We start from the raw sequence: 13,224 nt of genomic DNA, 5'->3' as shown, positions 1-13,224 counted from the left end.
ATCCCCGATCGTCAGGGCACTGTCTCTGGCGAAACGGCGTCTGAAGGAATGGGTAAACGAAACTCCCTCTATTTACATCCGCAACAACGCGAACAAATCCGCCATCTCGCATCGGGTTTTATATGGCGAAGCGAGCTGCCCACGTGGCTATTGATCGTCACTATTTATGCAGGCTGGTTTGCTACGCTGACGTTCTGGCAAACGCTCGGTCTGCTGCCCGCCACGCTGCTGCTCATCGGGTTTACCGCCTGGTACATGTCCCTGCAGCATGAGCTGATCCACGGGCATCCCACGCGTTTTGCCTGGCTTAACCAGCTGTTTGGCACCCTCCCGCTGGCGGTCTGGTATCCGTACGGCCTGTACCGGGACTCCCATCTTGCCCATCATCGGCACCATAGCCTGACCCATCCGGTGGATGACCCGGAGTCGTACTATTTTACGCCGGAGAGCTGGACGCGCTTCACCCCCTGGCAGAAGCGCGTGATCCAGGCGCGGAATACCTTTACCGGGCGGATAGTGCTGGCGCCGCTGCTGGATATCGTTCAGACACTGGGCAGCGCCGTGGCGGCATTTCGTCATCTTCAACTGCGGGCAATATCAATGTGGCTGGTTCACGGTTTGCTGCTGGTGGCTCTCTTCGCCTGGATGACGCAGACCGGCTTTTCACCCGTCTGGTTTGTACTGGCGGTCAGTTATCCGGCGCTGGCGCTGACCAAGGTTCGATCGTTTTTCGAACATCGCGCGGCGGATGACCCGCTCGCACGTTCCGTCATTAACGAGGCCGGGCTGTTCTGGCGGGTACTGTTTTTGAATCTCAACTACCATTCAGTACATCATGATTTACCGGGCGTGCCCTGGTATGGACTGAAGACGATCTACCAGCAAAACCAGGATGCCTATCGGCTGCGAAATCGTGGTTTTCTCGTTATGGGCTATGGCGAATGGTTCCGCCAGTTCTGGAGCAGACCCGTTAACGTTACCGTTCATCCGGGGAGCCAACAAAGGACAAATGATGAGTAACCTGCTGGCATTTCCCATGTATGCCGTGGATCAAGCCAATACCCGCGCGCTTTGGCTAACGGTAAAGAGGTTGCTGGCCGCACGTGGTGTGTCCGTTGACCGTGTCCCCGGCTGGCCGGAATCCAATCTGCTGACCCACTGGCAACAGCCTGAGCTTATCCTCAGCCAGACCTGTGGTTATCCGTTGGTGACGCTGCTACCGGACGTGCAGGTGGTCGGCTGTTTTCACTACACCGCTCCGGGCTGTGAGGGGATCCAGTACCGCAGTTTTCTGGTAGTGCGTGCGGAGGATCGGCATCTCACGCTGGCTGATTTTCGCGGAGGTCGGGCGGTCTGTAATTCCGCGGACTCGCAGTCCGGCTACCGTGCGCTGCGAAAAAAAGTGGCTGACGACAATTTTTTCTCACAAACAACATTCAGCGGCAGCCATCGCCAGTCGCTGATTGATGTCAAACGCGGAGAAGGTGATATCGCGGCCATCGACTGTGTGACCTGGGCGCTGCTCCAGCGTCACGAGCCGGAACGGCTTGAGGGGCTCGCGGTCATTGACCGTACCTCTTTGACGCCGGGGCTGCCGCTGATCACCTCGCATAACACCTCGCCTGATACGCTTAACGCCATTCGCGATGCGCTCCGCGCGCTGGTGGAATCACCGGAAAATCGGGACGTTTGCAACGCGGTGTTGATCGGCGGTTTTAGCGCGGTGGCACGCCAGGCTTACGCTTCATTGTCTGCCTGAAAAATCTCCTGAGCGTCAGTAAAACAGCGCAGCGCCAGCGAGGAGACGGGCTTCTGTCTGCGCATAATCAGGCCGACGGGCGCCTCAATGTTTGCATCGGTGATAGGGACTATCCTGAAATTGCTGTTCAGGTCTTCCAGCCCGTTGTTCAGCGGCATCACGGCGCAGCACACGCCGCTCTGCACCGCCTGAATGATCTGGAACGTGGAGTCGCTTTCAAAAACAGATTTGGGTTCGATCCCTGCGGCGTTAAAGCTGGCCTCCATATGCGCCCGGTAGTGCATCCCTTTGGTCAGGAACCCCAGCGGAAAATCCATCAGGTCGCGCCAGGTCAGCGTGTCCTGATCCAACTGAAAATGACGCGTATCGTGCAGCAGACCCATCTTCGTTTTTGGCAGCTGGATAATGTCAAACAGGCTGGTGTCGATGCTGTTGAGGTAGCATATACCCAGCTCAAGCTGATTGCGGCTGACGCCATCGGCGATCTGTGCCGAGGACATGGAATAAAGGCTGTAAGTCAGCTCCGGGTATTTTTGCGTCAACAGGCGGATAAAGGTCATCGGGTCCACGCTCGCCAGCGGGACCATTCCCAGGCGTAACTCACCCACCACCTGGCCTTTGCACAGCGCGGCTTCGGCCTGTAACCCGTCGTGGGCAGCAAGCAAGGCACGCGCCCATGCCAGAATGCGTTCACCTTCCGGTGTAAAGCCTTCAAAGCGCTGCCCGCGCACAATCAGCACCAGCCCAAGCTCCTCTTCCAGGCTGCGGATTCGCATGGAGAGCGTCGGCTGGGTGATGTTGCACTGCGAGGCCGCCTTACCAAAGTGGCGGGTCTGATCGAGCGCGATCAAATATTTTAGCTGTTTTATATCCATCGTTTACTCGGCGCGAACAGCCTTACAGCATGCGGATCTCTTTCGAGCGCAGGGTGATGCGAACCGGAACCGATTTATAGGACGGCGTACCGCTGTCCTTATCCAGATAATCGAGTGGAACCAGCACGTTGGCTTCCGGGTAGTACGCCCCGACAGATCCCTGTGCGATGCTGTATGCCACAACGGTAATATCTTCCAGACGCTGAACACTGCCGGGGAGGGCGGTTTCGATATCCACGCGATCGCCGTGTTCCAGCCCGGCCTGTGCCATATCATCTTCATTCATAAACAGCACATCCCGGCGGCCAAAAACGCCACGGTAGCGATCGTCCAGGGCGTAAATGGTGGTGTTGTACTGATCGTGGCTGCGCAGCGTGATCAGACGCAGAACATGCTCTCCTTCACCACTGGCATTTTCATGCACGCCGTCGAATATTGAGAACATCGCTTTGCCCGTTGCGGTTGGCCAGATACGTTTCGTTGGCGGTAGCGGCATGCGGAAGCCGCCGGGAACGCGGATCCGCGCATTGTAATTCTCGAACCCAGGAATGGTTTGCTCAATGAGATCGCGGATGCGGTCGTAATCCTCAATCAACGTGATCCAGTCCACGCGGGTTGCCTGCAGAGTGGCTTTAGCCATGCCGGCGACAATGGCCGGTTCAGCCCGCAACAGTGGAGAAGCAGGCTTCAGCTTGCCTGAAGAGGCATGCACCATCGACATGGAATCTTCGACGGTAATGGACTGACGCCCGGTGGCCTGGACATCCAGTTCTGTACGACCAAGACACGGTAAAATAATCGTCTCTTTACCGACCAGCAGATGGGTACGGTTAAGCTTGGTCCCGACGTGCACACTCAGTTCAAGTGACCCCATCGCCGGAAAACCGCGCTCGTGATCGGGCATCGCGACGGCAAAATTACCGCCGAGGCAGATGAGCGCTTTCGCGCGGCCGTCAATCATGGCTTGCGTTGCCTGCACCGCATCATGGCCGTGGTGGGAAGGGGGCTCAAACCCAAAAACGTCTTTCAGACGCTGCAGAAATGCCGGTGTCGGCTTCTCGCTAATCCCGACGGTGCGGTTCCCCTGCACGTTTGAATGACCGCGCAGAGGGCAGATCCCCGCGCCGGGCTTGCCAATATTGCCGCGCATCAGCAGCAGGTCTGCAATCAGCCGGACGTTAGCCGTGCCTTTATTGTGCTGGGTAATCCCCATCCCGTAAGTAATGATAGTGGCACTGGATTTCGCATAGGCGTCGGCCACGCTTTTAAGGGCCGCCTTGCTTAGCCCTGACTCTCGCTCGATCTCGTCCCACTGCGTATGGGCAATATCGGCAGCAAAGTCCTCAAAGCCCTGGGTGTGCTCGGCAATAAACGCGTGGTCGAGCACGTTACCGCGTTCGGCCTCCATGTGCAGAAGGTGTTTAGCAATACCTTTTAACGCGGCGGCATCGCCTCCGGCCTTCACCTGGAAGTAAGTCGACGCGATATCTGTCGAGCTGTAGGTCGCCATTTCAATGACGCTTTGCGGGTCCGCAAAACGTTCCAGAGCGCGTTCGCGTAGCGGATTAAAGACGATAATCGGCACGTTGCGGCGCGCAAGCTCATGAAGGGTACCCATCATCCGTGGGTGGTTAGTCCCGGGGTTGTGACCGATGGAGATCACCAGCTCTGTTTTATCGAAATCATCCAGTGAAACGGTACCTTTCCCGATACCAATCGAGCGTGGCAATCCGACGCTGGTGGCTTCGTGACACATATTCGAACAGTCAGGGAAGTTATTGGTACCGTATTCACGTGCAAAGAGTTGGAACAGGTAGGCCGCTTCGTTGGAGGCGCGCCCGGAGGTATAGAACTCAACCTGATCCGGATCGAGCTCGCGCAGGACCTCACCGATGCGTTGAAACGCCTCGTCCCATTCGACAGGCCTGAAAGTATCGCTTGCCCGGTCATAGCGCAGGGGATGTGTCAGACGGCCGTATCCTTCCAGTTCAAAGTCTGACTTAGCCAGCAGTGAGGTAACTGTGTTTTCGGCCAGAAACGCCGGGGTGACGCGTTTGCTGGTCGCTTCCCAGGTCACCGCTTTCGCGCCGTTCTCACAAAACTGGAAGGTCGATTTGTGTTCTTTATCAGGCCATGCACAGCCTGGACAGTCAAAGCCGTCAGGCTGGTTGGTACGCAGCAGCGTCGCGGGGGCATCAAAGGTATCCATTTGGGTACGTACCGCGATGGCGGTGGCTTTTAACGCCCCCCAGCCTCCGGCAGGACCGTCATAGTGCCTGATTCCGGGAACTGAGCGTCTTTTCTTGTTCATACCAACTCCTGACTCGTTAACTCATACACCGTCGGACCAGTAAAACCACTGTGGGAGGCAATAAGCGCAAGCAATGATCAGCACGTGTATCAATGCACACGGTGTTGCAAAGCGCTTTATCTTAAATACCTCTTTATTACAGTGATTTATCAACGATGCAATCTAAATATTTAAAGAAATTATAACGAAATTTTATCATTTTGATAATAAATCTTATCTATCACACATTCGGTGGGATAGATGACGCAGGAAGAAAAAATGATGTAGTAGCGGTAAAACTTCATATGAAAGTCGGGAAGGGTGAGCTAGCGGTAAACCTCAGCATAAGTTGGTTTAGAGAAAAATCTGAACATTCTGGCAGCATAAAAGTTTACTCATGCTTAATTGTTAATTCATTCAATTGATGTCTGAATAGACAGTTATCACCATACAAAATACAAACTTATTTTGGGGTGTGAAATTAACCGCCTGCCAATGACCGAATTAATCTCATTTAAGGTGCCTTGCTGGAAAAAATAAACATACTCTATCGATGCAACAAATAATTCATAATGAATATATTCTGTGCAAACCGAAAATAAACGAAATTCTACTAATTATGGTAGTGGTGAAAATAGGTTTGTTGCGTTAATGCAACTCGTTCTCTTTTGGGTTTTAATGTTATTAAACAGGGTATTATGTTAGTGATTCGCCTAATAATAACCTCATTCAGAATGCGTCGACTCTGTTTGTCAGATTAATCCTATAATGCGCCAGGTGCTTCATTAACCATCACTTGCGGGGCGTTAAATATTGAATTGATGCGAAGCTCATGTAAACTTGCTTGCTGTTTGTCAAAATATGTCAGGAAGACACTGGGCCTTATTCTGAAGGGCTCGTGCGGTAGCTATGCCCTTAAAATAGTCACGCCCCGAAAATATCCTGCATGTTTTAACTTTTGTACTTAAAACAAACTTCATTCCCTCATCTTCATCATCGAAATATCGCTACGGAAAAGCATATGAAAATGCGCGTACTGTTTTCACTTCTGTTTGTAATGGCGGTGGCGGGCTGTAAAGCGCCGCAGAAACCTGTGATCAACGACGATACTATCGTGACCAGCCAGGTCAACGGCGTCACCTTAACCCACCGTCACGCCGTTACCCCCCCGGCAGAATTCACCCAACTCAATGAGCCGTATCGTGCCATGTATCCGGCATCCGTGATGAGCCGTCCTGACTTTGGCGGAAAAGTCATTCGCACGCTGGAAACCGGAAAAACCTACGTGGTGCTGGGGCAGGTTGAACACTACTGGATGGCGCTTGCCGATGAAGGACAAGACCAGCTGATTGGTTACGTGCCGATGCGCGCCGTTATCAAGGCCGATCAGTACGACGCGGCCGTGCGTAAACAAGCCATTCGTCCTAAGTCACGTAAAAAAGCAACCTGTGTCGATGTTGATGGCAACAGCAAAGCCTGCAAAGACAGCGCTAACGGTACCTGGATCCTGAACTAAACGGCTTTTATGAGCGTGTTTTTATGAATAATAAAAATTTTCATCGGCTGTGGTTGGTCTTTTACGCGGTGGTTTTCACCCTTGTCAGTGGTTGTACGTCGTCTTCACACAGCGACCCTTCCCGCTACAATCTGCAGTTTCAGGCTCATCCACAAATCAATGAATCTGCGCCGCTTAAAGTCCGGGTACTGTTGTTGAAATCCGATGCGGATTTCATGTCCAGCGACTTCTATTCCCTGCAGAACAACGCGTCAGCAACGCTTGGCGCGAATCTGCTGAACAGCGATGTGTTCTTCCTGATGCCAGGACAGCTGTCGAAAACCCTCAGCGGACAAAGCTCTCCGGAGGCCCGCTATATCGGTGTGATGGCGGAATATCAGATGCTGGATGGCAAAAAATGGCGCGTTTCAATCCCTCTGCCTGTGCCAGGCGAAAATCATCTCTATCAGTTCTGGAAATGGTCCGCGGATGAACTCCAGGCCAACGTTTTTCTCGACGTGAATGGCATTCGTGTCATCAGTCAGTAATGCGCGTTAAAACAGGAAACACATCATGACGAAAGCAGAAAAGCTCGTCTGGACCGAAGGCATGTTCCTGCGTCCACACCATTTTCAGCGGGCTGAAAGCTATCTGCTCAACCATGTTCGTGAATGGGGTGCGCTACAGCGGTCCTATCTTTGGGGCTTTCTGGACGTTGAACTCGATGAAGCCATGCTGCGTCAGGGATGCATTGCCCTGAGCTACTGCAGCGGGTTGCTGCCGGACGGCACCTTTTTCCAGGTGCGCAACGGGCGCAACGGGCCTGCACCGCTGAAAATCCCCGACAACCTCACCAATGAAAAGGTGGTGCTCGCACTGCCGGTTCGCCGTGGCGAGAGAGAAGAGGTGATTTTTAGCGAAGAGCAGGCCTCTCTGGCGCGCTTCATCGCTTTTGAGCAAGAGGTAGAAGACGATAACGCCATGTCGGTGGGGGATGCCACCGTCCAGTTTGGCCGTCTTCGTCTGACCCTGATGCTGGAAAAAGATCTGACAGCAGAATGGACCGCCATCGGCGTGGCGGCAGTGACCGAGAAACGTAACGATAACCTCGTGCGACTCGATAACAGCTACATTCCGCCAATGCTGAACGCCAATAACAGCCCGCAGATCTACAGCATGATCAACGATCTGCACGGCTTACTGGTGCAGCGCAGTCAGCAGATTGGTGGTCGTCTGCGTCAGCCTGGCCGCTTTAACACCTCTGAACTGATCGAATTTACGCTGTTGTCGCTGGTGAACCGCCATCTGGGCGAGGTTTCTCACTTAAAAACGCTGCCGCTGCTGCACCCGGAAACGCTCTGGCGCAGCTGGCTGCCGTTTGCCACCGAACTCGCCACCTGGACCTCGCAACGTCACCCCGAAAACGTACTACCGATTTACGATCATGACGATCTCGCGAACTGCTTCAGTAAGTTGATGCTGATGCTGCGTCAGGGGCTGTCGCTGGTGATGGAAGATCACGCGATTCAGCTGCCGCTTAACGAACGCTCTCACGGTCTGAATATCGCTACTGTGCCTGAAACCAGCATGGTGCGTGAGTTTGGTTTCGTACTGGCGGTAAAAGCCAGTGTGCCAGGCGAACACCTGCAAACCTATTTCCCTGCCCAGATGAAGATCGCGCCGGTATCGAAAATCCGCGATCTGGTCCAGTTGCAACTGCCTGGCATTATGCTGCGCGCCATGCCGGTTGCGCCACCGCAGATCCCATGGCATGCGGGCTACAGCTACTTTGAGCTGGAGAAAGGCAGTGAGCTGTGGCACGAGATGGATAAGTCCGGTGCATTTGCCCTGCATCTTGCAGGGGAATTCCCGGGGCTGGATATGGAGTTTTGGGCCATCCGTAGCCCGACAGAATAATATAGCGAGCGCTAAATATGCAGGAACGACAGGATACCGGCAGTGATGCCGCGATTACCGGAGCCAGTAGTAACAATCCGCTGGTGGCGGCCGCTAATCCGCTGCTCAATGCGATTCCGCAGATCCGTCATTCGGTGTCTCATGACGATCAGGTGGCATTACGCCAGCGTCTGATCGATGAAATTCGCCGTTTCGAAGTCCGCTGTCAGCAGGCTGGCCTCGCCTATGAGGTGATCGTCGGGGCACGTTACTGCCTGTGTACGGCCCTGGATGAAGCGGCTGCGCTGACCCCCTGGGGGAGCAGCGGCGTCTGGTCAAGCAACGGTCTGCTGGTGACGTTTCATAACGAAACCTGGGGCGGCGAGAAATTCTTCCAGCTGCTGGCGCGCCTGTCGCAGAACCCGCGTGAACATATTCTGCTGCTGGAGATGATCAATTACTGTCTGCTGCTTGGCTTCGAAGGGCGTTATCGGGTGCTGGATAATGGGCGCACCCAGCTCGAGACGATCAAGCAGCGACTCTGGCAGATGATCCGTGGCGTACGTGGCAGCTATCCACCACCGCTTTCTCCCCATCCGGAAGATCGCCCAGTGCTGCGCAAACTGTGGCGTCCGATGGTACCGCTCTGGGCTTGTGTCGCGCTGGCCGGGTTTATCGCCTGCCTGTTCTACATCGTCCTTAACTGGCGTCTTGGCGACAACACCAGCCCGGTGCTGGCGAAGATTTACCAGTCCCAACTGCCGGAAACCACCATCCAGCAGCCAGCTCGCCAACTACCTGCGGTGTTAAACCTGCGCGGCTTCCTGAAGCCTGAAATCGAGGCGGGTCTGGTCGCGGTGAAAGACGAAGCGGACCGCAGCGTTGTTATCCTGAAAGGTGATGGGCTGTTTGCCTCTGCTTCCACCGTTGTGCGTGACCGCTATGAACCGGTGATTAACCGTATTGCGCAGGCGATGAATAACGTCAGCGGCAAAATTCTGGTGGTGGGCTATAGCGACAACGTACCGATCCGCAGCGCGCGCTTTGCTTCTAACTATGAACTGTCTCTGGAACGTGCCCGCTCGGTACAGAAAATGCTGCAGGGAAGCCTATCCCGGCCCGATCGTGTGAAAGCGGAAGGGCGGGGCGAGATTAACCCGGTGGCGCCGAACACGACGCCTGAAAATCGCGCCCGTAACCGCCGTGTGGAAATTACTCTGCTGGTGTCGCCTGAAAATACACAGGCTGAGCTGAACGGATTGCCGCAAGGAAACTAAGGATGCTGACTACACTTCTTTCCATTTTGACCAACCGCATTCTGTGGAGCTTCCTCGGCGTAACGGCGCTTGCGGCGGTGATCTGGATGATCGGTCCCCTGTTGTCCATCGTGGACACCCGACCGCTTGAGTCTGAACAAAACCGCATTATCAGCATCGCTGTGGTCTATCTGCTCTGGGCGCAAGGCCATATCCTGCCGCGGTTGTATAATGCCTGGCTGAACCGCAAGCTGATGGACAAGCTCAATGAGAACACGAGCAAACCGGAAGCCGCGGATCCGCAGAAACGACTGAACAGCGAGGAGCAGATCCTCGCCAGCCGTTTTGATGAAGCCGCGCAGATGCTGAAAAAAGCGCACTTCAGCAAAGCGGGGCAGAGTGCCCAGTGGACGCAGCGCTTCAGCACGCAATATCTGTATCAACTGCCGTGGTACGTCATTATTGGTGCACCGGGCTCCGGTAAAACCACGGCGCTGGTCAATTCCGGGCTGCAGTTCCCACTGGCCGATCGTTTCGGTAAGACCGCATTGCGCGGTATTGGGGGGACACGTAACTGCGACTGGTGGTTCACTAACGAGGCGGTGCTGCTGGATACGGCGGGGCGCTATACCACTCAGGAGAGCGAGCAGGTACAGGATGCCGGAGAATGGCTGGAATTCATGGGGTTACTGCGTAAGTATCGCCGCCGCCAGCCGATCAACGGTGTCATCATCACTATCAGCATTTCTGACCTTCTCACCCAGTCTGCCGAGGCGTCCCGCCAGCAGGCGGTGAATCTGCGTCAGCGTCTGTCTGAGCTGCATGAACAACTGGGCATTCGCTTCCCGGTGTACGTGATGGTAACCAAGGCTGACCTGCTTAAAGGCTTCCGTGCATGGTTTGCCGACTACGACAAAGCCCAGCGCGATCAGATCTGGGGCTTTACGCTGCCGTGGGAGCAAACCAGACACGCCGATTACGACCTGATGGGCAACTTCCAGCAGGAGTTTTCTCTGCTGCAGCAGCGCCTGGACGCCGGGTTGCCGGAAACCATGCTGAAAGAGCATGACGCGAAAACACGCGCCGAAGCCTATCTCTTCCCGCAGGAGTTTGCCGCGCTGCGTCCGCTGCTGGCGGACTACCTGAGCACGGTCTTCGCCCGTTCGAATTTCGAAACCGAGTTTTCCCCGCGCGGGATCTACTTCGCCAGCGGGACCCAGGAGGGCATGCCGTTCGACCGCGTGATGGGCGAATTGAACCGCGCGCTCTCTTTACCTGAAGGTGCCGAGGGCGATAGCTGGGATGCAGTCAGCAAAGAGGCACCCATTCCTGGTGCGAAAGGCCAGAGCTTCTTCATCAAGAATCTGCTGCAAAACGTCATTTTCCAGGAGGCCGGTATTGCCGGAGAAAACCGCTGGTGGGAACTGCGCAACCGGGCGGTGATCTGGTCCGGCTATGCAGCACTGCTGTCTCTGCTGGTGATCCTCGGTGGACTGTGGCTGACCAGCTACGCCAAAAACAAGGCGTATCTGGAAGAGGTCGATGCGAAGGTGCCGCTGCTTGATCAGCAGAGTAAAGCGTTACAGAACCAGCCTCAGCGGGACCTGTTTGATCTGCTGCCGCTGCTCAATGGTCTGGTGGACCTGCCGAAGAGTGACGCGTTTGATGTAAACGATCCGCCAGTATCCCGCCGTATGGGTCTTTATCGTGGGGATGACGTCAGTGATGCATCGCAGTCTCTGTACCAGAAAGCGCTGGATCAGATGCTGCTGCCTGCCGTCGCCATGCACATCACCACCTGGCTTCGTAACGACAACGGCAGCGATGTGGAATACAGCTACGAAGCGCTAAAAGCCTATCAAATGCTGTATCAGCCAAAGCACTACGACGGCAAATTTCTGCATTCGTGGGTGATGCTCAATCTGCAGCGCAACCTGCCGCAGAACGTCACGAAGGCACAGCTGCAACAGCTTGAATGGCATCTTACGCAACTGCTGGAACCGAAAATTCAGGCCTCCCCGTATGCCCAGGACGAATCCCTGGTTACCCGCGAAAGAGCGCTGATCAACCAGCAGCCGCTCTCCACCCGCGTATATGGTCGTCTGAAGCGTCTGCTGGAACATGATGAAAATCTGAAGCCGGTTTCTCTTACCGACCTGGGAGGACCGCAGAGCGAACTGGTGTTTTCACGTAAAAGCGGCAAGCCGGTGAGTGAGGGTGTGCCGGGGCTTTATACCCCGGACGGCTACTGGAAAAGCTTTAACGGCCAGATTGACAGCGTCACCACCGCCCTGCATGAAGACGATGCCTGGGTGCTGGGAGCCGCCACGGCGCAGGAAGATAAAAAGCAGATCGATAACGCCGTGCGCCAGCTCTACATGCGAGACTTTATCGCAAACTGGGATCCCTGGCTCGCCGACATTCAGCTTAACAATAGTGCCGACCTTTCTCAGCGTATCAATACCGCACGGCTGCTTTCTGGCACAAACTCGCCGCTGCGCCGTCTGGTGCTGAGCCTGAGTCAGGTACTGACGCTGTCTCGTGATGAACCAGCAGCAGACAATGCCGGTAAAGCACAAGATCAAAGCAACCGCGCTACCCGCACGCTGGAAACGCTGTTCAGCAATAACAACTCTGCTCCGTCACAAGCTGCCGTTGTCGCTCAGTCACCGGAACAACTGGTGACCGACCACTACGCCCCGCTGATTGAGCTGGCGCAACCGCTGGAGAAGGGCGGTAAGACTATCGTCTTTGATGACTTTCTTAAGCAGGTGGACGAGCTTTATCGTTACCTGACCGCCGTCCAGGACGCCGCCAACAGCGGCATGCCGGCACCGGGCGGAGAGGCGATCAGCCGTCTGCAGGCCAGCGCCGGTCGTCTGCCGGGTGGGCTGCAAACCATGTTCAGCAACATGGCGGTGGGGGCCAGCAGTGATACCCAGCGCCGCGATCTGGACAATGTGCGTAAGCGGATCAATGTCGAAGTGGGTGGATTCTGTCGTCAGGCGATTGCCGGTCGCTACCCGCTGGTACGCAGCGCCAGCACCGAGGTCACTCCTGACGATCTCGCGCGTATGTTTGCGCCGGGAACCGGGCTGATGGACGCCTTCTTCCGCGACAATCTGACCAATAAAGTGGATACCACGCAGGCAAACTGGCGCTTTATGCCGGGCATTGACGGCAAAACGCTGCCGGGAAGCGAAGGGCTGCTGAGACCGTTCCAGCAGGCCCAGTCGATCCGTGATGCTTTCTTTGCTAATGGCGCCACGACCCCGTCTTTCAAAGTGACGGTCCGCACCGTGCGAATGGATAACACCATTCTGAACCTGACGCTGGACGTCGATGGCCAGCAACTGCGCTACAGCCATGGTCCTCAGGCGGTGCAGATCATGAACTGGCCAGGACCAGGTGGTACTAATCAGGTACGTATGCAGCTGGGGCTGGCGAATGGCAGCACGGCGACGCTGGTGACCAACGGTGCCTGGGCGCTAAACCGCTTTTTCGATAAAGCGAGCACCAGCCCGGGGGCAGGTAGCCTGAGCCGCCAGGCCACGTTCAACGTCGACGGACATCAGGTCACGCTGGAGTTTGCGCCAAACAGCATTCGCAACCCGTTCCAGCTTCCTCGTTTCTCATGCCCATAACCGCAAGGA

Annotated in this window: 9 protein-coding genes; 7 read left to right on the top strand and 2 right to left on the bottom strand. The window is 55.4% G+C overall.

Annotation, left to right across the window (positions count from 1 at the left end):
* Positions 1-48 precede the first annotated feature (48 nt).
* Entirely contained in the window at positions 49-1,020 is a 972-nt protein-coding gene (locus AAHF05_RS12800; RefSeq protein WP_129323473.1) for a fatty acid desaturase, read from the top strand.
* Positions 1,013-1,759 carry a phosphate/phosphite/phosphonate ABC transporter substrate-binding protein gene (locus AAHF05_RS12795; RefSeq protein ID WP_129323474.1) on the top strand — a complete coding sequence of 249 codons (747 nt, stop codon included), beginning with the start codon at positions 1,013-1,015 and terminating at the stop codon, positions 1,757-1,759. Before AAHF05_RS12800 ends, AAHF05_RS12795 begins: the two co-directional genes overlap by 8 nt.
* Here AAHF05_RS12795 and AAHF05_RS12790 read toward each other — a convergent pair.
* Positions 1,738-2,634: a LysR family transcriptional regulator gene (locus AAHF05_RS12790; protein ID WP_129323404.1), complete on the bottom strand. Its 897-nt coding sequence runs from the start codon at positions 2,632-2,634 to the stop codon at positions 1,738-1,740. The genes AAHF05_RS12795 and AAHF05_RS12790 overlap by 22 nt on opposite strands.
* A gap of 22 nt (positions 2,635-2,656) precedes the next feature.
* Complete coding sequence (locus AAHF05_RS12785; protein WP_129323405.1) at positions 2,657-4,945, bottom strand: FdhF/YdeP family oxidoreductase; 2,289 nt, start codon at positions 4,943-4,945, stop codon at positions 2,657-2,659.
* 1,000 nt (positions 4,946-5,945) lie between these two features.
* Between AAHF05_RS12785 and AAHF05_RS12780 the strand changes: the two genes are divergently transcribed.
* Genes AAHF05_RS12780 through tssM form a run of 5 tightly spaced genes read left to right on the top strand, consistent with a single transcriptional unit; the run spans position 5,946 to position 13,215 of the window.
* Positions 5,946-6,440 carry a hypothetical protein gene (locus AAHF05_RS12780; protein ID WP_028018705.1) on the top strand — a complete coding sequence of 165 codons (495 nt, stop codon included), beginning with the start codon at positions 5,946-5,948 and terminating at the stop codon, positions 6,438-6,440.
* A gap of 23 nt (positions 6,441-6,463) precedes the next feature.
* Positions 6,464-6,967 (top strand): type VI secretion system lipoprotein TssJ, encoded by a 504-nt coding sequence (gene tssJ / locus AAHF05_RS12775; RefSeq protein WP_049008586.1) that lies wholly within the window; start codon positions 6,464-6,466, stop codon positions 6,965-6,967.
* A 25-nt stretch (positions 6,968-6,992) separates the two neighbouring features.
* The gene (tssK, locus tag AAHF05_RS12770) at positions 6,993-8,336 is read left to right on the top strand and encodes a type VI secretion system baseplate subunit TssK (protein WP_374936337.1); all 1,344 of its coding nucleotides are present in this window, start codon (positions 6,993-6,995) and stop codon (positions 8,334-8,336) included.
* A 17-nt stretch (positions 8,337-8,353) separates the two neighbouring features.
* Positions 8,354-9,592 (top strand): DotU family type VI secretion system protein, encoded by a 1,239-nt coding sequence (locus tag AAHF05_RS12765; protein WP_108089711.1) that lies wholly within the window; start codon positions 8,354-8,356, stop codon positions 9,590-9,592.
* A gap of 2 nt (positions 9,593-9,594) precedes the next feature.
* Complete coding sequence (tssM, locus tag AAHF05_RS12760) at positions 9,595-13,215, top strand: type VI secretion system membrane subunit TssM (RefSeq protein ID WP_028018709.1); 3,621 nt, start codon at positions 9,595-9,597, stop codon at positions 13,213-13,215.
* Positions 13,216-13,224: the final 9 nt, after the last annotated feature.

It is taken from the genome of Enterobacter adelaidei (assembly GCF_041937165.1).
In the GTDB taxonomy this organism is placed as follows: Bacteria; Pseudomonadota; Gammaproteobacteria; order Enterobacterales; family Enterobacteriaceae; genus Enterobacter; species Enterobacter adelaidei.
The sequence above is the reverse complement of the archived record's forward strand: the minus strand, read 5'-3'. Positions and strand labels throughout refer to the sequence as shown.